At 45.3% G+C, this 21,172-nt stretch carries 16 protein-coding genes; 6 read left to right on the top strand and 10 right to left on the bottom strand.

The window, feature by feature from the left end:
- Window positions 1-59 precede the first annotated feature (59 nt).
- Together hrpA and OC193_RS06545 are read right to left on the bottom strand one after the other, a co-directional pair.
- Window positions 60-4,112, bottom strand: coding sequence for an ATP-dependent RNA helicase HrpA (gene hrpA / locus OC193_RS06550; protein WP_048664817.1), 4,053 nt, complete (start codon window positions 4,110-4,112; stop codon window positions 60-62).
- Window positions 4,113-4,297: 185 nt separating this feature from the next.
- Window positions 4,298-5,611, bottom strand: coding sequence for a MipA/OmpV family protein (locus OC193_RS06545; protein WP_048664816.1), 1,314 nt, complete (start codon window positions 5,609-5,611; stop codon window positions 4,298-4,300).
- Between the two features lie 81 nt (window positions 5,612-5,692).
- On the opposite strand from OC193_RS06545, the gene OC193_RS06540 reads away from it, so the two are divergent.
- The 3 genes from OC193_RS06540 (at window position 5,693) to OC193_RS06530 (ending at window position 8,891) form a co-directional block, all read left to right on the top strand.
- Window positions 5,693-6,214 (top strand): VC1380 family protein, encoded by a 522-nt coding sequence (locus tag OC193_RS06540; protein ID WP_080967348.1) that lies wholly within the window; start codon window positions 5,693-5,695, stop codon window positions 6,212-6,214.
- Between the two features lie 48 nt (window positions 6,215-6,262).
- Window positions 6,263-8,290 carry a metallophosphoesterase family protein gene (locus OC193_RS06535; protein WP_048664814.1) on the top strand — a complete coding sequence of 676 codons (2,028 nt, stop codon included), beginning with the start codon at window positions 6,263-6,265 and terminating at the stop codon, window positions 8,288-8,290.
- A gap of 151 nt (window positions 8,291-8,441) precedes the next feature.
- Entirely contained in the window at window positions 8,442-8,891 is a 450-nt protein-coding gene (locus OC193_RS06530; protein ID WP_048609171.1) for a tellurite resistance TerB family protein, read from the top strand.
- 33 nt (window positions 8,892-8,924) lie between these two features.
- Here the strand turns inward: OC193_RS06530 and OC193_RS06525 are convergent, their stop codons facing one another.
- The 6 genes from OC193_RS06525 to OC193_RS06500 all read right to left on the bottom strand — a co-directional run bounded on the left by OC193_RS06525 (window position 8,925) and on the right by OC193_RS06500 (window position 13,998).
- Window positions 8,925-9,362, bottom strand: coding sequence for a hypothetical protein (locus tag OC193_RS06525; protein ID WP_048658434.1), 438 nt, complete (start codon window positions 9,360-9,362; stop codon window positions 8,925-8,927).
- Window positions 9,359-10,171, bottom strand: a complete 813-nt coding sequence (locus tag OC193_RS06520; protein WP_080967355.1) for a winged helix-turn-helix domain-containing protein — start codon at window positions 10,169-10,171, stop codon at window positions 9,359-9,361. Before OC193_RS06520 ends, OC193_RS06525 begins: the two co-directional genes overlap by 4 nt.
- A 296-nt stretch (window positions 10,172-10,467) precedes the next feature.
- A complete protein-coding gene (locus tag OC193_RS06515; RefSeq protein WP_048664813.1) occupies window positions 10,468-11,163 on the bottom strand; it encodes a hypothetical protein in 696 nt (231 codons plus the stop codon).
- Between the two features lie 15 nt (window positions 11,164-11,178).
- Window positions 11,179-11,535, bottom strand: coding sequence for an antibiotic biosynthesis monooxygenase family protein (locus OC193_RS06510; RefSeq protein ID WP_048658432.1), 357 nt, complete (start codon window positions 11,533-11,535; stop codon window positions 11,179-11,181).
- Between the two features lie 306 nt (window positions 11,536-11,841).
- Window positions 11,842-12,372: a 3'-5' exonuclease gene (locus tag OC193_RS06505; RefSeq protein ID WP_017068784.1), complete on the bottom strand. Its 531-nt coding sequence runs from the start codon at window positions 12,370-12,372 to the stop codon at window positions 11,842-11,844.
- Window positions 12,373-12,459: 87 nt separating this feature from the next.
- A complete protein-coding gene (locus OC193_RS06500) occupies window positions 12,460-13,998 on the bottom strand; it encodes a sensor domain-containing diguanylate cyclase (RefSeq protein WP_048664812.1) in 1,539 nt (512 codons plus the stop codon).
- Between the two features lie 348 nt (window positions 13,999-14,346).
- On the opposite strand from OC193_RS06500, the gene OC193_RS06495 reads away from it, so the two are divergent.
- From OC193_RS06495 to OC193_RS06485, 3 genes are all read left to right on the top strand, one after another.
- The gene (locus tag OC193_RS06495) at window positions 14,347-14,979 is read left to right on the top strand and encodes a DUF2760 domain-containing protein (RefSeq protein ID WP_048658430.1); all 633 of its coding nucleotides are present in this window, start codon (window positions 14,347-14,349) and stop codon (window positions 14,977-14,979) included.
- Complete coding sequence (locus OC193_RS06490; protein WP_048664811.1) at window positions 14,979-16,937, top strand: Hsp70 family protein; 1,959 nt, start codon at window positions 14,979-14,981, stop codon at window positions 16,935-16,937. The genes OC193_RS06495 and OC193_RS06490 overlap by 1 nt, the downstream gene beginning before the upstream one ends.
- Window positions 16,938-17,090: 153 nt before the next feature.
- Window positions 17,091-19,943: an Hsp70 family protein gene (locus tag OC193_RS06485; protein ID WP_048664810.1), complete on the top strand. Its 2,853-nt coding sequence runs from the start codon at window positions 17,091-17,093 to the stop codon at window positions 19,941-19,943.
- 172 nt (window positions 19,944-20,115) lie between these two features.
- On the opposite strand, the gene OC193_RS06480 is transcribed toward OC193_RS06485, so the two are convergent.
- Window positions 20,116-20,331, bottom strand: a complete 216-nt coding sequence (locus OC193_RS06480; protein WP_012604204.1) for a hypothetical protein — start codon at window positions 20,329-20,331, stop codon at window positions 20,116-20,118.
- Window positions 20,332-20,567: 236 nt separating this feature from the next.
- Window positions 20,568-21,041: a DUF2947 domain-containing protein gene (locus tag OC193_RS06475; protein WP_048664809.1), complete on the bottom strand. Its 474-nt coding sequence runs from the start codon at window positions 21,039-21,041 to the stop codon at window positions 20,568-20,570.
- Window positions 21,042-21,172 lie beyond the last annotated feature (131 nt).

Below are 21,172 nucleotides of genomic sequence, written 5' to 3'. Positions count from 1 at the left end.
AGTAATGCAATAAGCAAGATTTATACCCAAACCTTGCTATTGCGTCTAGCTTTATTCCTTTAGCAAGCATCAATCGCGTTTTTAACACGCTTATCTGATACTGGGTAAGGCGTACCGAGCTGCTGTGCGAAGAAGCTTACACGAAGCTCTTCTATCATCCAACGCACCTCTTTTACATTTTCTGGAACCGCGATCCCTTTTGGAATTTTATTCAGCAGTTCTTTGTAATCATTCATTACTGACTCAACTTTGATCATATGAAGACGATCTTTATTCGGGTCAATTGGCAGTTTTTCCATGCGGCGTTCAATCGCTCTCATATAGCGTAGAATATCCGGCAGGCGTTTCCACCCACATTCTGTGGCAAAACCCTTAAAAATCAAACCTTCTACTTGAGCTTTTATGTCAGAAAGTGCGAATGCCATAGAAAGATCGACACGGCCTTTTAGCTTCTTACTGATGCTGAATGCCGTGGTTAAGATGGTTTCAACTTGTTGAGCAATCTCAACTACCGTATCACCCAACTCTGCACGTACGTGCTCTTTCAGTGCTTCAAACTGCTCTGGTTCCCAAACCAAACCGCCCTTCTCTTCAATCAGCTTATCAATACCACAAGCGATACAGTCATCGATTAAATCAAGTACCTGTCCGTACGGGTTGAAGTACAAGCCAAGTTTCGATTTGTTCGGCAAGTTAGAGTGCAAGTATTTGATCGGCGACGGCACGTTCAATAAGATCAAACGACGTTGACCCGATTTCATTGCCGAGATCTGCTCTTGCTCGGTTTCGAACAGTTTGATCTCTACGCTGTCTTTGGTATCCACCAGCGCAGGGAAGGCTTTAACATCGTAGCCACCGCGTTTCTGTTGGTAGACTTTTGGTAATTCACCAAAGCTCCACGTGTGCAGGTTCTGCTGCTCGATGTCATCGTCTGCTACTTTAGAAAGCGTTTCTTGAACCTTGTCTTTCAGGCTCTCTTTCAACTCATGCAAATCTTTCTGTTCTTTCAGCTTACGCTTGCGATGATCGACAGCGCGGAATGTTACCTTTAAGTGCTCTGGAATCTGGTCTAACTTCCAGTCATCACGTACCACTTCTACACCCGTCATGCGGCGTAGCTCTTTCTCAAGAGAGTCTAACAGCGGCGCTTCTAACGGTGTAACACGAGCCAAGAATGCATCGGCGTAGTTTGGCGCAGGCACAAAGTTACGGCGTAGCGTTTTAGGTAATGACTTGATTAGGCTAATCACCAATTCCTGACGTAGTCCTGGGATCTGCCAATCGAATCCGTTCTGGTCGATCTGGTTCAAGATAGGCAGCGGAATGTGTACCGTTACACCATCGTTGTCATCGCCAGGCTCAAATTGGTAACTCAGCTTGAGCTTGATACCGTTTTGGTGCCAAAAGTTCGGGTAATCCAAGTCAGTAACGTGGCTAGCATCACCTCGGAACAGCATCGACTTTTCAAAGTTCAGCAGTTCAGGGGTTTTCTGGCTGGTCTTCTTCCACCATGTATCGAAGTGACGGCCTGAAACTGCCTCTTCGCCAACACGCTGGTCATAGAAATCGAACAGTTCATCATCGTCGATCAAGATGTCACGACGACGCGATTTATGCTCAAGCTCTTCCACTTCTTGCAGTAGCTTGCGGTTTTGCTTGAAGAAGGTGTGTTTGGTTTCCCACTCACCTTCTACTAATGCACTACGTACAAACAACTCACGGCTGACAGTTGCATCAATCGCTCCGTAGTTCACAAGACGTTTAGGGACAATCGGGATTCCGTAAAGCATCACTTTTTCGTGTGCCATTACCGCCGCTTGCTTCTTCGACCAATGTGGTTCGCTGTAGCTGCGTTTAATCAGGTGTTTCGCTAGCGGTTCAATCCATTCCGGTTGAATCTTGGCGATAACACGACCCCAAAGCTTTGAGGTTTCCACCAGCTCAGCAGACATGATCCACTTAGGCTGTTTCTTAAATAGGCCAGACGCAGGGAAGATATGGAAGCGCGCATTACGAGCACCTTGATATTCATTCTTCTCTTGGTCTTTCATACCGATGTGTGAAAGCAGACCTGATAGCAGTGACATGTGAATGCCATCGTAACTGCCCGGTTCTGTGTTCAGTTTGGTATCCAATTCACGCATCGCTTGGTGAATTTGGAAGTACACATCTTGCCATTCACGAATACGTAAATAGTTCAGGTAATCCTGCTTACACTGTTTGCGGAACTGGTTACTCGACAGCGCTTTTTGCTGCTGCTTGATGTAATCCCATAGGTTCACAAACGTGATGAAATCAGACTCTTTATCGAAGAAGCGCTTGTGCTTGTCGTCAGACGATTGTTGTTTGTCTGACGGGCGCTCTCGCGGGTCTTGAATCGACAGTGCAGACGCAATAACCATCACTTCATGTAGACAGCGGTTGCGTGGCGCTTCGATGACCATACGTGCTAGACGCGGATCGATAGGCAACTTCGCTAGCTTACGACCAATCGCCGTGAGCTTCTTCTTATCGTCGCCTTGATTCTTATTTTTGTTCGCAGACGGTTCAACAGTCGCAATCGCACCAAGCTCTTCAAGCAGCCTTACACCATCTTGAATGTTGCGCTTATCTGGCGCTTCAACAAATGGGAATGCTTGAATGTCGCCTAGGCCAAGCGCTGTCATCTGAAGGATAACCGACGCTAGGTTAGTACGCAGGATCTCTGGATCCGTGAACTCTGGGCGTGACTCGAAATCTTCCTCAGAGTACAGACGAATACAGATACCTTCCGCAACACGACCACAACGACCTTTACGCTGGTTTGCGCTCGCTTGAGACACGGGCTCAATCGGTAGGCGCTGTACTTTGGTGCGGTAGCTGTAACGGCTAATACGCGCCGTACCCGGGTCGATAACATACTTGATGCCCGGAACGGTTAATGAGGTTTCTGCCACGTTGGTTGCCAGAACGATGCGTCGTCCCGTGTGAGACTGGAAGATTCGGTTCTGCTCTCCCGCGGACAGACGCGCGTATAGCGGAACAATCTCAGTATCACGAAGGTTGCGTTTACTTAATGCATCTGCGGTATCACGAATCTCTCGCTCACCGTTCATGAAGATCAAGATATCGCCAAGCCCTTCATCACACAGTTCATCAACCGCTTCAAAGATGCCTTCAATTTGGTCGCGATCTGAGTCACTTTCATCACCACCTAATGGGCGGTAACGCGTGTCTACTGGGTAAGTACGGCCAGACACTTCAATGATTGGCGCATTATTGAAGTGTTTAGAGAAACGCTCTGGATCGATGGTTGCCGACGTGATGATCACTTTCAGATCAGGACGCTTTGGTAGCAACTCTTTCAGGTAACCCATGATGAAATCGATGTTCAGGCTACGTTCGTGCGCTTCATCGATGATGATGGTGTCGTACTGGTTTAAAAAACGGTCGTGTTGAATCTCCGCCAGTAGAATACCGTCGGTCATCAATTTGATCTGTGTGTTGTCAGAAATCTGGTCGTTGAATCGAACCTTATAACCAACAAACTCACCTAGCTGCGTTTCCATCTCTTCAGCAATACGGTTCGCAACCGAACGCGCAGCAAGACGACGAGGCTGAGTGTGACCAATTAGGCCAAAGCGACCACGGCCAAGCTCAGAGCAGATTTTTGGTAGCTGAGTGGTTTTACCCGAACCCGTTTCACCCGCCACGATAACCACTTGGTTTTCAGCAATGGCTTTCGCGATGTCGTCGCGTTTTTGGCTAACAGGGAGAATTTCTGGGTATTCAATCGTTGGTTTTTGCGCAGCACGCTGAGTTGCCGTCATCATTGACTTAGCAATGTCTAACGCAATCTCATCAAAGACAGCGTGCTTAGCTTGTTCGTTCTTAATTTTACTCGCACCAGCAATTCGCTTACTCAAACGGAAGCGATCGCGCATCATGCATTCGTTGAGTGCTTTACGAAGAGAGGCTGGACTATTCTGAGATGATTTGTTGTTTGTCGCTGATTGTTCAGCTTTTTTGGCATTTGATTGTTCAGCAGACTTATTCGATGCAGTGTTGTTCTTTGAGGAACTCGATTGGGCTGCATTCTTGTTGTTATCTGCTTTTTCCGGAGACGAAGTCAAAGCGTGTCCTATTCTTATACTTATTAAACTCGCGCGATTATATCACAAGTCTCAAACAAAAAAGCCTGACAGCAAAGGGAAAACCTTTTGCTATCAGGCTGATTAATCTCACTAACACTCGCAGGAGCTATGAAAGCGAGGTCAAATGTAAGTCGTACTTAGTAAACTACGGCTCAAAACTAACCTTAAAACTCGTATTGGAAGTAAACCGTGTTGTAGTTACTGCCACCTTTGATACGTCCAAACTGGGACGCATTTTCAAAGATCGCCGAGCGGTGATGTAATGAGTAACCAAACCATAAATTGTTGAGGTCATTCTTACCGATAAGGTCACCGACGTTCACATCAAATGAGAAGTCCAAGTAGTTTAACAGGTGGCTTGCCGTGTAGCCCTTACGATCCATTTCAGAGCCTTCGATATAAGTAATCGAATCTATATAAGACATACCCTCTGCGACACCGAATCGCCACTGAGTTGGCCAGTTGAAGGTGTAGTACGCTTTAATTGCAATGATGTATTCCGTGCTACTGGATTGAACGTCTGAACTCCAGTGATGCGCAATACCCGGCGTTAGATAGATATCCAACGGGAAACCAAAGATCTCATCCGTTAAAGGGTGACCGTAAAAGAACGATGTGAGTTGGTTGTTGTATTCGTCTTTCTCTGTGTTGAACTTCATGATGTCGCCGATATTCGACGGTGTTGCCCAGCCATGTGCGACACGTAAATACGGCGCATTGCTCAACTTAGGTTTCGGCGCTTTCTCTTTATCGTTAAAGAAACCAAAGCCAAGGTACAGTTCACCTTGATAACGATCTTCGACAATCGACGAATCGTAAGCGTTATCGTCCAATCGAGTGACACTGGTTGAACCCAATAAGTATAAGTTTGAAACTACATGGTAACGCGCTTCAACACCGACATTTAAGTCAACACCAGCCCCAATGCTTTCACTCGCTGCAGAGTAATACTCACTGTTGAAGTCAGCACTTTTATAACGCAGTGTCGCACTTGGGTAGAACTCCCAATCGCCTGTTTCATACTTCGCTTTAGCACGCAAGTTACCGTGGAGGTTAAACTCACTGTCACTCATGATTTCTGTTTCAACAGCCCACTGCTCGTCCAACTGGTACGCAAGTTGCCCACCGAAGTCAGCTGTATCACCCTCAATCGCGTTCTGCTCAGATGCTGGGATATCAATAAACCGCATGCGAGAAATAGCATTAAAAGACCATTTCTCGTCATCTGTTTGGTAGAGGTAAGCCCCCATTTCAGTACCGTCAATGAACACATAGTCGTTTTTAAAGAACAACATTGGGACAAACGAGCTGACGGTCTTATCACCACCTGACGTGTCATAAGGGATACTAGCAGTACGGAACATTGCTGCAATGCCCCACTCTTGCTCTTCAGCGGCCCACACATTAGTGCTTAGGAACGCGCTACCAAGTAGAATCGCACCCGATGAAGTGAGAGTCGGTAAATATTTGAGCTTCATTCTTATGTAATTACTCTTTGTAATAAATATTGTGTTACTGAATAGACATTTATTAACCGTGATGGCTAACTATTTTTAGGTTTGCTCGGCATTGACCGTTACAATGTAGGATATTCTCGGTTAAATGAAAGTATTGTGAAAGTCTCAGAATTACAAAACATTATAGACCACTTACCCAATGATTCCGACCCAGATATCGTTATGGGTGAGGAATGGTTGCCAGAGCGACTGGTTAACACAAAGTTAGACGGTGAGTTGCTGTTTATGGAGTTCGATAACGCCCCTGAAGAAAACCAAGGGGATGACGAAGGCCGTGGTTTTGTTGAACACGAAATCGCCATGATTCGTGAAAAATTAGAGCAGGTTTTAGACGACACTTCCGATACCAAGACCAAAGCCGATGCTCTATTGGCAATATTTCTAATGGGCCATGAACTTTCTAGCTCGGAAGTTATCGAAATACTTGAATCAACTGAATCTGAAATGGCAGAGCTGGAAGCAACCCAGCCTGAGATTGCAGAGAATAAAACAACAGAATTTGACTCAGTAGAACTTGAAGCATCAAAGCTTGAAACCACAAAGCCAGACACGAACAAGCTCTAAACAAAAGAACACCACGACGACTAGCCACTAACGATTTTAGGTACCGTATTGAAACCCTCTACGACATCATCTCTTCCCCTGTTACTCGCCGGACCCATTTTAAGAAAAACCACCGCGACTGAAGTGGTAATTTGGTTAGCCACCAGCTCGCCTCTCATAGGCAGGGCTGAGCTGTATGTTAACGAAACAGATCTCGTTGAAGAAATCGGCCAGTCCAACGTAGAGCAAGACCAACCGTTTTATACCTCTTCGCTTGAAGAGCATGATTCGATTCAAGTCGGCACACATGCGTGGGTGACACTCATCCGCTTACAAGGTCAGTTTCCGACTAATACGCTTCTTGAGTATGACATTCACACAGACTCAGGTTCACTAAAAGAGCTCGCCCCTCACCTTGTTTACAATGGCAAATCTCACGTTGAGTTTAAGATATCGACCTCGGCTGATTACATTCTTCATGGATCTTGCCGTAACCCGCATCATCCAAGCAAAGACAGCCTAGTCGCAGCCGATAACAAGATTGCCGAGCAAACCGTTGCAGAAAGACCCGATATGCTGATGATGAGCGGCGATCAGATCTACGCCGATCATGTGGCAGGCCCAACGCTTGATGCTATTCAACAAGTGATTCAACTGCTTGGTCTGATTGGTGAAGAGTTACCAACCGATTCACAGGTTAACCAAATCAACAGTAGTAATGCCTTGTTTGAGAGTGAATATCACCTCTATCAACGCCATCACCTACTGCCACACCACAACACTTCGGATTCGCTGCTCGATAAGTTATTCCCTAAACGCGGGATTCCTATCTTCAGCTCGACTGATTGTGAGAACCACTTGGTCACATTGTCTGAATTCATCGCAATGTACCTGCTGGTTTGGTCTCCTACCTTGTGGCAATGCATCAACCGTGAGCGATTAATTGAAAATGATTTCAAGCAGGCTGGTCGTCAATTAACACCTGCAGAGCAGCAACAGTGGCGTGATGAAAGCGTCATCATCGATGATTTCATTGCTGGCTTACCGCAAGTACAACGTCTGTTCGCGCATATCCCAACATACATGATCTTCGACGATCACGATGTTACTGATGATTGGAACCTTACAGTGGGTTGGGAATACGCCGTCGACCAAAATCAGTTCGCCACTCAAGTGATTGGTAATGGCCTTGCCGCCTACTGGATGTGTCAGGGTTGGGGTAACAAGCCTGAGAGCTTCGACGAAGCGTTCATCGAGCAAGCAAAACAGCTTTTTGTCGATCATCCGCGCATTACTGAACAAACGCATAATGAAGCCGGTAATCCTGCGACTACTCACTCTGTTGGCAACATCGAGCCAGACAAGCATCAAGCCTTCATTGAGATGCTGAATCGCTTTGAAGAGTGGCATTACACAATAGATACCTCACCTAAAGTCATTGTGTTAGATACTCGAACCCGCCGTTGGCGTTCAGAGTCACGCATGAATAAGCCTTCAGGTTTAATGGACTGGGAAGCCTTGATTGAGTTTCAGCATCAGTTAATGAATCAAGATAAAGTGGTGATCGTTTCTGCTGCACCGATGTTTGGCGTGAAGTTTATTGAAACACTGCAAAAGATGGCGACCACAATCGGCAAGCCATTAGTGATTGACGCTGAAAACTGGATGGCACACCCGGGCAGTGCGAATACGCTGATCAGCATCTTTACCCATACCAAAACACCGACCAACTTCGTGGTGCTTTCTGGCGATGTTCACTACTCCTTTGCTTATGACATCAAGCTTAGGTATCGTCGCAACAGCCCGAACATCTATCAGATTACCTGTAGTGGCATTAAAAACCAGTTCCCTGCTCCGCTGCTTAAATTCTGCGATGTATGGGACCGTCTGTTGTACAGCCCTCGCTCAATTTTGAACTACTTCACTAAGCGTAAACGCTTGAAGATCGAAAAGCGAAGCCCTGACAATCAGACCTTCTATCGCCTTTCAAACCGCAGTGCGATTGGTGAATTGAGGCTAGATACCGATGGGAAACCGCAATCGATCACGACACTCAGTGGCGATGGCAAGGTCACCCGCTTTCCAAAACCGGACTAGGAAGTGCTCCTTATCGCTCGCGTATCCGTAATGTCAGTTTTTAGTAAAGACGCTTGCGATCACACTCTGTAGACCCAATAGTTATAGTTATACTTGTAGTTTTAGCTATCAGCGTTACGGAACCCGATACAAATTTTAACTGGAGCTCGTTATGTTCAATTCTCTCACATCAATGTTTAAACAATTGATTGAAGGCCAGGACCTAAGCAAAAACCAAGGCACATCACCGAACATCGCCATCGCGAGTTTGTTGTGTGAAGTCGCGGGAGCCGACCATCAGATCAATGAATCAGAAAGAGTCGCTAAGCTACAGCTTCTTCAACGCTTGCTGGATTTAGATGAAGAACAAGCGAAGGTGCTGCTAGCGCAAGCAGAGCCGAAAGTAGAGCAATCAGTATCGCTGTATGACTTTACATCTCAACTTAGAGATCTTTCTCAACCAGTGAGAATCGATTTAATCAAAGCGATGTGGGAAGTGGCGCACGCCGACGGGGAAATTGACCCTATCGAAGACTCTGTGATCCGTAAAACAGCAGAACTGCTCTACGTTGACCACAGTGACTTTATCAAGACTAAGTTGAACGTCCTCGGTAAAAGCTAATCAAGCGATCTCTACTCACGTTAAACCTCTGTATTAGCGTAATCGATCGCCATGCATGATGCCTTTGAGCTCTAACGGCGTGCCCTTTTTAGTCACATAAAGGCCGCGCTGATTTGATACCAAAACGCTACGCTTGCCTTGTGTTTGTTGAATATATAAGTGCTTGATATTGAAAACCTGTTTATCTTGGGCTTGGTCTTGGTCCAATTGGTAAAGGTAGTAGTGATTCCCCCAACGTAAGAACACACCAAACATCTGCTTGGTTTGAACAACATTCCCATCGATGTCGTATCCAATGTACTGCATTTTAACTCGACCATTTTCCAATCGCAGTGAGATTTTTTCCCAACCTACCATTGGATACTCTGCTGAGAATTTATAGGTACTTTTGGTTACGATCCCAGAGATTAAACCTACATTTAGAATCACAAAAAACGTTAATAAGATGGGCATCCAGAACTTACGATTCATATCGATTGTCCTCGCTCATCGTCTTCATCACATGAGAGCGATTTAAACTGATGGCTCATCTCTTTCCAACGCCCGTTTATCAAAGCAACGGCTTGAATGTTCTGACATCCAACGCCAATGCGATGTAAGTAGAGAGAATCAACACCGAGTTCTGACACGCTATTCAGCTCGGTTAACAGTTCTTGATCAAAATTCAAACTGTCGTGATAAACATCCATGCCGCGATAGCTGGTCTTATCCATAAAAAAAGCAAATTGATAAAACAGCATAAGAAGAAACGCGCTGACTAATATTCCTGCGATACGAGAGCGATGACGCGCGATAAAGTACTGCACCTGACGTTGTTTATAAGAGTACGGTTGCTTCGTTAAGACAGGCTCATGTTCATTGTTGCCGCGTTCAGTACTCGAGCTCTTTGAAGCAGAGGTTTCGTCAATCACTTCAACTTGAATAGCTGAAGTGGGTGTTAATAGGTAACCACCGAGCTGTTGAGGTCGGCTAAAACTGTACCCTTCCTTTTGCACCGTTAAGATTTTGCAATCACACTCAAACGAATTTAATGCCGTGCGAAGATTCTTCACCGCGACATTAAGTGAACTGCCCGTCACAACCCTGCCCGGCCAGCAATGCTCAAGTAAAAAGTCTCGACCAACGGCTTTTGGGCTGTTCTTAACTAGATGTTCAAGAATCAGGCCTTCTGAGGGGGATAAGGTGACCCGCTTACCAGATTCCGAATCAATGAGTGTGTTGTTAACCAACTCGATACCCGAGGCGTCTAAGATGATTTTTTCAGGGCTACTGGCGTTCATTTCGGCGAGGTGTTCATAAATAAAAAGGTCATCAAAAAGGTGTTGGTTTGGTCGAGCTAATGCCAAACCATACATAGAAAAGAATGGTGATAAGTTTAGCCAATAATTAAGCCAAATATAAGTTCAGCAAGTAACAAGAAAAACAACGATAAGGTGAGTCAGTCATGCAGACTCACTCACCTTAGTACGAGGCCTAACTCTTAGTTCAACTAACCAGGCCTATGGAAACGAAGTTACATCGAATGATATCTATAACGCTCGTTTCTACGTCTCTCATTTTTTATAATTCTTATTTTCTATAGATCTAGTTTAAAGCCCAGCTCACTGACCATGACTTCAGCAAAGCCTAGCTTTACTGCATTCAACTGATTGGCAACTTTGCGTGCTTGTGCTTCGTTTTTAGCCAATATTGCCATTGAGTAGATTGGCCTAATCATCGCTTTTTGGTTTGGTTTCTCTTGTGCTATTTCTTGATGTTTTAAATAAGCAGAAGTAATCACGCCTTGAGCGCTCCAATCGACAACCATTTGTAAATCTTGGCTAATAATCTCGTCGACAATGAATTGATTCTCTGGCTCTTTCCAAGCGAGTTCAACTGCGTAGTTTTTGAAAGCGACTTCAGTGTTTAACCACTTATTACCGATGTCTCTAATTTCAGTCACCTCTACAAGATCTTTAAATTGGAATGGTAAGTTACCAATCAACTCTCGAACGTGTTGTTCGCTATCCGCTTCAATCACAAACTTGATGATCGGAAATTTCTTATCTCCGATAAAGCTTTCAGATACGAACATGTCGTGGACTAAGCCCGCATCAATTAAGTTAGCAAATGCTTTTTTCTGATGCGGCATTGCCTCAAATACCGCTTGAGCGTCATCGGTTTTCCAAGCTACTGACACACCGTATGCCGCAGCATGGCTATAACTAGAAAATAGAAGGGCTGAAAATAGAAAGCTAAAAATAGCTAAAAAGGTTCCTAGCGTTGTTTTCATTATGTGGTTTCCTAATTAGTCGCGAACAATTTCATACAAGTTAGGGTCAGCAGAAACCCCTTCGATTTTTAAAGGTGGTAACTCTTTTCTCATCGCCTGTATCGCATCATGGAATTGCTTCTTACTTTCCCATTCAGCGACATTGATGAAGCGGTAAGTTGCGTCCGAGCTTAAAGAACGGTGTAACTTGGTCGATAAGTACCCAGGTTGCTGCTCTAATACGTCTCTTGCGCTTTCCCAATACGCTAACGTTGCGGCTTCATGGGCTGGCTCGACTGAAAAAGTGTTTATCAATACAACGGGGGTTGCCGAAACTAGCGCGCTGACGCTTAGCGCCCCCAGTGCCAATCCATACTTAATAATGTGCTTCATCCTATTCTCCTTGTTTTGGGTGAGCTAACGCTATCATCTAGCCCTACCCAATCAAGGCTGCAACCTGCGATTTAATATTAATTAAAAAGCTAAATTTCAAACCAATATTATTCACTCATTAAATAAGCGATGTAGCCATTCACTATTGATAAGCCACTCACTGAAATTAGGTTTTTTGGATAGTAATCACCCTCAAATAGCAGATAGAAAAAAACCACCTGATAACTAGGTGGCTTTGATTTGGATAACTCACAAGAATCTGGCTGGTTTTATGTATTTAACCAAGCGCCCGTTTAATGCAAATGACTACAGCATAGTCAGCGTTAGCTTAGCTAAGTTATACGCATCAACATAACCCGAGTGTTGACGACCTTCCCACTCAATGTTTTTCGCTTCTTGAGCAGCGCGGTGACCAATGCGTTTGTCTTTCAATCGATTCTGAACTCGATAAAGCGTTGCGATATTCAAGAACTCGCTAAACGGCGGTTCGATGCCTTTTTCAATACACTCTTTGTGTAAGATAAGATCGTCACGCCCCCACGCTGCATAGATTTTTTTGGGACCACCGAAGTTCTTAATCATCGACTTGATGACAGACTCTAGAGGGCGACCCTGTTTTTCGATCTTGCGCGGTGTAATGCCCGTGAGTTCGGCGCAGAACAGAGAGACTTCGTCTTTCTCTGGCTTAACGTAATACTGTGCGCGCTTCACGATAGTACCGGATGCGAGATCAATCTCAGCAAGACCAACTTCAATGATCTCACCTGTTGTCCCTACACCGTCTTCGCTCCAACAGCACATTTCCAAATCGAAACACACCACTCGATTGTGATTCATACGTCGCCTAATTCTCTCGTCAAAAATTTCGTGAAATTGTACATGAGCCCAATAAAGAACTCGACCCCAGTTGCATCAAGTGCTCATTTAGCCTGCAATTGTGACTCTATTTCGGCCATTTGACTTACTTTGGTAGAGCATGCTGTCCGCTTTTTGCATGATCTCTTCAGAGTCCTCACCACTACGAATGGCAGCACCAATACTCAGGGTACAACTAAGTTGTCGACCTTTGTGTTCACAATGAGAGTGACTCACGGTATTCAGGATGCACTCTAAATAACGATTCAAAGCTTCATGATTCGAGATGCTAGAGATAATGCAGAACTCATCACCACCTAAACGAAACAGGTCGTCCCCTTGTTTCAGGTTCACAGAAATCAACTTGATGACATGAATCAGCAAAGCGTCACCTGCCGGGTGCCCAAACTCATCGTTAATGCCTTTGAACTTGTCGATATCAAACCCAATCAAACTAAAAGGTTGGTCTCGCTCAATCGCCTTATCCAGCTTCTTATTGAAAGCGCGTCGGTTATAAATCTCCGTCAGACTATCGTGGTCAGCTAAGAAGCGAAGCTCCTCTGTTCGTTTGTCTAGCATTCGATACAAGCGCTCTTTTTCTCTGATTTGCATGTTAACGATGTACGCCAGCAGCAAAGAGATGGTTGTACCAACCAAAGCGATTCCGGTTAATACAAGGTAACCATAGAAAGAGATGCATGAATCAATCTTGTAGTCGATCTTCCAGTCACGATTAGTCAGTGCGATTGTCTTGGTAATGTGGTGCCCAGATACCGCTTCATAACCTTCGGTTTCAAATAAGATTGGCGAATCCTCCGCCTCGAACCCGGTATCGGTAACACGGATATAGACATCCATATCACCCACCGCTGATGCCAAAAGGTTTTCGAAATAATATGTGGTGCGAACCACACCAATCACAACACCGAGCAAATTGTCGCTTTCGCCTTCAAATACTGGGTGGTAAACCAACATGCCGCTCTTTGGGGTATCTTGATCTAGGCCGTCTTGTATCAGACGTACCTTGTCTGAAATATTCGCTTCGCGGGTCTGTTTGATGTTTTCTAAGACACGCTTGAATCGCTCACGAGAAGAGTAAAAGCCAAGAACCTTGTCGTTAGCAGCAGTATTGGGATACAAGTCAGTCGCGATAAAAGCTGGCTCGCCATCTAAGACGTAGCCATAGGTTTTAGCTTCATGTTTTGGGATTGTATACAGCTCGTAAGACGGGTATTTTGCTTTCATCTTATCGGTATGCTCGGCAATCTCGTCTGCCGGCACTTTTTGCATCCACTGCAAGCCGATTAAGCTTTTTGAGTCATTAATGGTTTGCTGGGCAAAACGATCAAATTTATCCCAGTTTTCAGGGTCGTTAGAATAGAAAAAATTAGCACCGGAACCAATATAAGCCACATCATTAGCGATAAACGCTTCCAAGCTCAATGTCTGGTGAGTAGCAAAGCTATCCAGATTCATATTTAATGCGCGGTTTTGATTGAGCGCGACTAATATAAAACACAACACAGTAATCAAAAAACTGACCGAAAATACGACCAATGGGAGAGTTCGTCTCTTCAACCCTGTTAGTGGGTCGGTTGTGTGGGGCATGTGGCTTCCAAATAGGCTCTAATGAGTTAAAAGTATATAACGGAAGGGAATCATGCTCCATTTATGTTTGGTCTAAAAACTAACATAAAACAGGCATTGTTTACCTCCCCCTCACATCAGAGGCCAATATTCAGGCAAATCTCGACTAAATTTCAAGCTAACACACTAAAAACCCACTTGATTGAAAGCATTAAATACCACTCTTAAGCCTTGAATATGCTAGTATCCACCCATATTTATAGCTTGAAAGTGACCAATTCGGCTTCACGCCACTGAGTTTCTTTCCAACCTGTATATTCCTTTGAACCGACGAATATACCGTTAAATCAATTTTAAAGAGAAATCACTATGATCGTTGATTTGAACCTAATCCCACAAACGTTTGATATGCTTCACGCAGGCCTAACTGCATCAAGCGTTTTACTACTGCTAATTGCCGTTTCTCGTAAAACCAAAGTGGTAGAGAAAGTCGTAGAAAAACCAGTAGAGAAGATAGTTGAAGTTGAAAAGCCAGTTGAAAAAATTGTCGAAGTAGAGAAAGTTGTTGAAGTTGAACGTGTTATCGAAAAAGTAGTAGAAGTTGAATCTAAGCTGGCAACAGCCCCAACTGATTCAGCGATGCAGCTACTGTCTATCATGCAGCAAGAAGCGCGTTTAATTGACTTCCTAAAAGAAGACCTAACGTCATTCTCTGATGAAGAAGTTGGCGCAGCAGCTCGTGTTATTCACACTGGCGGCCAAAAAGTATTAGCAGACTACGTAACGCTTTCTCATATCCGCAGCGAAGATGAAGAAACACGTATCACTATCGCTGAAGGTTTCAACCCTCAAGAAATTCGCCTAACAGGCAACGTAACAGGCAATGCGCCATTCAACGGCACACTGGTTCACAAAGGTTGGAAAGCAACTGACATGAATCTGCCTAAGCTTGCTGAAAACTACGATGCATCTGTAATTGCACCGGCAGAGGTGGAGCTATAATGGAACACCAAAGTCATTCAGCTCAAGAGCATTCACAAGAGCATTCACAAGAGCATCAGGCACCTAAATTCAGTGTCGGTATCGATTTAGGTACCACACACTGCGTTTTGTCTTTCATCGATACAACCAATGAAGACGCTCGCGTTGAGGTGATGCCAATCCCTCAGCTTACGGCGCCAGGTACAGTAGAAACTCGCAGCCAACTTGGCTCGTTCCTATACCAGCCGCACGAACATGAAATGAATGCGGGATCTCGCGTTCTTCCTTGGTCTTCAGAGCCGAAAGCACTAGTGGGTGCGATTGCTCGTAACCTTGGCTCTAAAACCCCTATCCGTTTGGTAGCAAGTGCAAAATCTTGGCTATGCCACGGTGGTGTAAACCGTCGCGATGCTTTCCTTCCTGCAGGCAGCCCTGAAGAAGTAGAAAAAGTATCTCCGCTTAAGACAACTGAACTGTACCTTGAGCACCTTAAAGACGCATGGAACCACGCTAACCCAGAACACAAACTGGCAGACCAAGACGTAACGATCACGGTTCCTGCTTCGTTTGATCCTGCGGCTCGTGACCTAACAGCAGAAGCTGCACGTAATGTTGGTTTCACTCACCTAACGCTTCTTGAAGAGCCACAAGCGGCTCTTTACAGCTGGATTGATAACAGCAACGACACATGGCGTGATGAAGTAAACGTTGGTGACATCGTTCTTGTTGTCGATATTGGTGGTGGTACAACCGACCTTTCGCTAGTTGAAGTAACACAAGACGACGGTAACTTAAGCCTGAATCGTATCGCTGTAGGTGAACACATCCTACTTGGCGGCGACAACATGGACTTAGCACTGGCTTACCGCCTGAAAATGAAACTGGCTCAAGAAGGCAAAGAATTGGCTCCTTGGCAGGTTCAAGCCATGACTCACGCATGTCGTGATGCGAAAGAAGCACTGCTTAACGATGCTGAACTGCAATCTGTGCCTATCGTTGTACCAAGCCGTGGTTCTAAACTACTTGGCGCGACACTGAAAACAGAACTGACTCAGCAAGAAGTACAACAAACATTAGTGGACGGCTTCTTCCCTAAAGTTGCTGTGACTGAGCACCCAGTACAAAAGACGCGTGGCGCACTGACTCAAATGGGTCTGCCTTACGCTCAAGACGCAGGGATTACTCGTCACATTGCCGCATTCCTTTCTAAGCAAGCAAACGCGCTTTCTGGAAATAGCGAAACGGCTCAGCAAGATTTCAACCCGTTTGCAAACATGCCCGGTATGCCAGGTGCAGAAGCGGCGCCAGCAGCAGACTTCATCAAACCAACAGCAATCCTGTTCAATGGTGGTGTTCTAAAATCAAACCTACTTGCTGATCGTCTTACAGATACGATCAACGAATGGCTGATCAATGCTGACGAAGAGTTCGCTAAACAACTTTCAGGTCTAGATCTGGACCTAGCGGTTGCAAGCGGTGCTTCTTACTACGGCGCAGTTCGTCGTGGCCAAGGCGTTCGTATCCGTGGCGGTATCGCTTCTTCTTACTACGTAGGAATTGAAAGCGCGATGCCAGCAATCCCAGGTATGGCTCCTCCAATGGAAGCACTGTGTGTTGCACCATTTGGTATGGAAGAAGGTTCAAGCGTTCAAGTACCTAGCCAAGAGTTCGGCCTAGTGATTGGCCAGCCGGTTCACTTCCAATTCTTCGGTTCAACGACACGCCGTGAAGATCAAGCAGGTACTCACCTTGATCACTGGGCGCCTGAAGAACTAGACGAACTTCCTGAAATTCAAGTGACACTGCCGGTTTCAGAAGGCCGTCGCGAAGGTGAAGTGGTTCCAGTTACTCTGGCTTCTCGCGTTACTGAGCTAGGTACCTTATACCTAGAAGCGATTGCTACTGATAATGGTCAGAAATGGCATGTTGAGTTTGACGTTCGTGAAGATACGAATAGCGACTCAAACGAACAAGCATAATGAATCAACGGCACCTTAGCGGGTGCCGTTACTTTATCAATGCAGTTCTCAACCTAGTCCTACCTGTTTTTCAGGAATGGCGTTTACGAATAACAACAATAAGACCAAAGCTATCAAAAAACTGGTCATCACTCTGGAAGAATAAGGTTTTGTATGGCAACTCCTCGTTTTTTAGTCGGCATTGACTTAGGCACAACGAATACGGTTGTCGCTTACTGTGAAATCAACGACGACCTACAACATGCTCCCGTTTCTCTTTTCGATATTGACCAACTCATCGGCCCCGGTGAAGTGGTTCGCAAGCCTCTACTACCATCATTTCGTTACCACCCTGCACAAGGTCAAATCTCCCCTTCTGACCTGACTATGCCCTGGGAACCAAGCCCAGTTGAAGGCGATATTAAGAACGTTATCGTTGGAGAATGGGCCCGTGAATTGGGTGCTAAGGTTGAAGGCCGCCAAGTGTCGAGTGCTAAAAGCTGGTTATCACACCAAGCGGTGGATCGTAACTCCGACATTCTGCCTTGGGCAGGCGCAGCTGATGTTGATAAAGTCTCGCCAGTTGTCGCAAGTGCAAGCTACCTGAATCACATTCGCCAAGCATGGAACTACCGCAACCCAAGCAACAAACTTGAAGACCAAGATGTTGTAGTGACGGTTCCGGCTTCATTCGATGAGACAGCACGTAAGCTGACACTTGAAGCCGCAGAACTCGCAGGCTTAGGCAAGATTCTATTACTCGAAGAGCCTCAAGCGGTATGTTACGACTGGTACGCTCGTCATCAACAAACTGCTGCGAAAGAGCTTCAACAGATCCCATTGATCTTAGTGTGTGATGTCGGCGGTGGTACTACCGACTTGAGCTTAATTGAAGCCAAATTCGATGCTAATAGCAATTCGGACATGCAAGGCCACAACGAGCTAGCACTCGACCGTATTGGCGTTGGCGAACACTTGATGCTGGGTGGTGATAACCTCGATTTAGCCCTTGCTCACCTTGCTGAGCAACGCTTCAATCAAAACAAAAAGCTGAATGCCTCTAGCCTAACCAAACTGATTCAACAAACTCGCGCCGCAAAAGAGAGCCTGCTTTCTGCCAATGCACCCGATGATGTGAAAATCACTATGCTGGGCAGCGGTTCAAAGCTACTTGGCGGTACCAAGAGTATTGGTTTAACCAAACAAGAAGTTCATCAAATCGCATTGGAAGGTTTCTTCCCGCTTTCTGAGTTTACTGAAACACCAGACAAACGCCGCAGTGCCGTGGTTGAATTCGGCCTGCCTTACGTTGCCGATCCTGCGGTCAGCAAACATGTTGCAGAGTTCCTAACGACACATCAACAAGTGTCAAAAGCTGCGCTGGAAAACTCAGACTCGATTGAGTTCGATGACACTAAGCCTGCTATCCCTGTTGGTGTGCTGCTTAACGGCGGTGTGTTCAACAGTGAACTTGTCACAGAGCGTATTACTCAGCTACTAGGTAACTGGAACGGCGCTCCAATCACAGTATTAGATAACCCTCACCCAGACTGGTCTGTGGCGCTAGGCGCAGTTGCCTTTGGTAAAGCTCGTCGTGGCGCGCAACTGAAAATCGGTGGTGGTGCTGCTCGTTCGTACTTCTTGCATCTACAAGAGAAGAACAAGATGGGCAAAGCGCTTTGTCTGCTTGCCAAAGGTACTGAAGAAGGCCAAGAGATACGCTTAAACAGCCGTCGTTTCTCGCTGACTTTAGGTGAGCCAGTACGATTTAATCTACTGACTTCAACACACGATCAAATTGCTCACGACACCGCCATTCAAAACGGTGTGATGGTCAATGTGGATGCGGACTTGTTTTCTCCTCTTCCACCGTATATTTCTACATTGGAAGGCTCAGGTACTGCAGAACTTCAAGCCAACCAAAAAGAACGAGTCGAAGTTTTACTCGCTTGTCAGTTAACGGAAGTCGGCACATTGAAAATGGAGTGTGTGAGTACAGAAGATGACACCAAGCGTTGGTTGCTTGAGTTCGAAGTCAGAAACAAGCAAGGCGATGAATCCGACAACTCTAAACTTCATCCAAGATTGGATGAGTGTAAGGAGTTGATTTCTCGTCTGTACAGCGGCAACAAAAAGAGTGCTGAATCGAAAGAGATCAAAACACTATCTAAAGATCTTGAGAAGCGATTGGGTAAACGCGATGAATGGGACTTCACGACCCTTCGTCACCTGTTCGATACCTTCTCATTAGGTCGTAAGCGTCGTCGCCGCTCAGAAGCACACGAGAAGAACTGGCTACGTTTGGCTGGTTACTCGCTGCGTCCTGGCTTTGGTGATCCAACGGATTCATGGCGTATTGAGCAAATTTGGGGACTTTATCAACAGAACATTCAGTTCCAGAACCATCAAGGCTGGACAGACTGGTGGGTGTTCTGGCGTCGTGTTGCCGGTGGTTTAAACCAAGAGCAGCAAGAGACCATCTTGGCTGATATCGCGAAGTACCTTCACCCAGGTGCAATGAAAAACCCTAAAACGGCCAAAGATGCACAAGACAATGGCTATGAAGCCATGGTGCGATTGGCAGCGTCACTTGAACAACTGGAAGTGGAAGACAAGGTTCTATTAGCGACTTGGTTCTTAAGCAAAGCGATTAATCATAACCAATTTGAACAAGCGCACTGGTGGGCGCTAGGTCGATTAGCATCAAGAACACCTTTGTATGGTAGCCAACACAGCGTGATTCCTAGAGAGCAAGCTGAACAGTGGTTACCGAAACTGCTTGAACAGAACTGGCATAAAGAGCAGATGATCGCCTTCGCTGCTGTGATGATTTGTCGTAAGACCGGCGACCGTCAGTTTGATATCTCTGACGACTATCGTAATCAAGTGATTGAGAAGCTCAAGCAAAGCAAGGTGCCAGAGTCTTGGCTAACGCTAGTAAGTGAAGTTACTGAGCTTTCTGAGAGCGAGTCTAAGCGCGTGTTTGGTGACGCATTACCAAGCGGCTTAAGCCTGATCAATAGCTAGCATTTAAAACGATTAGCTTTAGTTGTTAACGAGTAAAGAAGCTAACGAGAAAAGAAAAAGCCACTTTCGGTTCGTTGAAAGTGGCTTTTTTATGGGTGGCTTAAGGCTGGTATGTTTAATCGACTTATCGCTTTTTGGTTAAGAGCCTTAGCCGTGTTGCAGTTCATCATTGTTAATGTTTCGTTCCAGTTGGGTTGATAGGAAAATCCGTGTTTTCATAAATGTCAGATAGCTTTTTCGGTTTCTTCTCTTTTGCTCCTTTGTTTGATTGATTATGAGTTTCGCTTAAAAGCCATTCCTCATGCATTTTTGCTGAATCCAAAAACTCTGGATCCTCCATTGCTTCCTTGCGAAGTTTATTTACACGTTCGAGAGTATCCCAAATCATAATACTTCACCTCCACTAAGGCAGTACTATAAAGATAGCCCAACACCATAAAACTTCAACTAAGCCAATGAGATAGCGATCTCAATTTCATAAATTTCCGTTTTTAAACGAGTAGGAATTCGATTCAATTTTTAGGTTCAAACAGTGGGCGTTTCGCAACGATCTTCAAAGATCCACAGGCACAAAAAAAGCGAGCGCTATGCTCGCTTTTCTACCGCTTAAAATTCTTTGTCGGCTTATGCTCGGTTACCGATTTTCACAGTACCATTAGTCGCAAACCAAAGTGCTTCAGAGCGACGACGACCTAATAGAATTGGACCATCATCGTAGAACAAAAAGTTTTTCCAATGCTTCTTGAAAATCGCCCATTTGGTTTCAAGAACATTGTATTTTTCGTAACAAAAATAAACAGTTACGTCATCTTGCCAATCGATAAAATTAAGGATCTCTTCTGGCATTTCAGGCTCATCCGCTTCCCAATGCGCCATCCAGCTGATCTCTTCATTCCAGTTCGATGCTTTGCTTGGCCAGTCTTGCGAGCTTAGTCGTTCTGCGTCTGGGCTTTGAGGACTCACGTTCTCTTTCCAGAACTGAGATGCTCTTGCCTGTGTCATTGGCTTAATCTTTTCCAAGTCCTCTGCTGGAAGCGGCATTGACTGGTGGGTGAAAATCCATTTTCTTTGGTATTCGTCCAAAGTTGTGTATGACATCAAAATTCCTCAAATATCTTCTCAGGCTGATGGATTTACCATGCCTATCTGTTCTTTTTGATACAGCGGCGATTAGAGATCGCTTGATATTCGCTGCCTTTAAATTCGTTGTTAGCCTGTTTACTTAAATA

The organism is Vibrio crassostreae, from assembly GCF_024347415.1.
GTDB lineage: Bacteria > Pseudomonadota > Gammaproteobacteria > Enterobacterales > Vibrionaceae > Vibrio > Vibrio crassostreae.
The sequence above is the reverse complement of the archived record's forward strand: the minus strand, read 5'-3'. Positions and strand labels throughout refer to the sequence as shown.

What these genes read in the sequence shown, in the direction of transcription:
- OC193_RS06500 (WP_048664812.1), bottom strand. Translation starts at nt 13,998, where the DNA reads ATGCCCCACACAACCGACCCACTAACAGGGTTGAAGAGACGAACTCTC.
- OC193_RS06545 (WP_048664816.1), bottom strand. Translation starts at nt 5,611, where the DNA reads ATGAAGCTCAAATATTTACCGACTCTCACTTCATCGGGTGCGATTCTA.
- OC193_RS06530 (WP_048609171.1), top strand. Translation starts at nt 8,442, where the DNA reads ATGTTCAATTCTCTCACATCAATGTTTAAACAATTGATTGAAGGCCAG.
- OC193_RS06495 (WP_048658430.1), top strand. Translation starts at nt 14,347, where the DNA reads ATGATCGTTGATTTGAACCTAATCCCACAAACGTTTGATATGCTTCAC.
- OC193_RS06515 (WP_048664813.1), bottom strand. Translation starts at nt 11,163, where the DNA reads ATGAAAACAACGCTAGGAACCTTTTTAGCTATTTTTAGCTTTCTATTT.
- OC193_RS06520 (WP_080967355.1), bottom strand. Translation starts at nt 10,171, where the DNA reads ATGAACGCCAGTAGCCCTGAAAAAATCATCTTAGACGCCTCGGGTATC.
- OC193_RS06510 (WP_048658432.1), bottom strand. Translation starts at nt 11,535, where the DNA reads ATGAAGCACATTATTAAGTATGGATTGGCACTGGGGGCGCTAAGCGTC.
- OC193_RS06525 (WP_048658434.1), bottom strand. Translation starts at nt 9,362, where the DNA reads ATGAATCGTAAGTTCTGGATGCCCATCTTATTAACGTTTTTTGTGATT.
- OC193_RS06475 (WP_048664809.1), bottom strand. Translation starts at nt 21,041, where the DNA reads ATGTCATACACAACTTTGGACGAATACCAAAGAAAATGGATTTTCACC.
- OC193_RS06480 (WP_012604204.1), bottom strand. Translation starts at nt 20,331, where the DNA reads ATGATTTGGGATACTCTCGAACGTGTAAATAAACTTCGCAAGGAAGCA.
- OC193_RS06490 (WP_048664811.1), top strand. Translation starts at nt 14,979, where the DNA reads ATGGAACACCAAAGTCATTCAGCTCAAGAGCATTCACAAGAGCATTCA.
- OC193_RS06505 (WP_017068784.1), bottom strand. Translation starts at nt 12,372, where the DNA reads ATGAATCACAATCGAGTGGTGTGTTTCGATTTGGAAATGTGCTGTTGG.
- OC193_RS06485 (WP_048664810.1), top strand. Translation starts at nt 17,091, where the DNA reads ATGGCAACTCCTCGTTTTTTAGTCGGCATTGACTTAGGCACAACGAAT.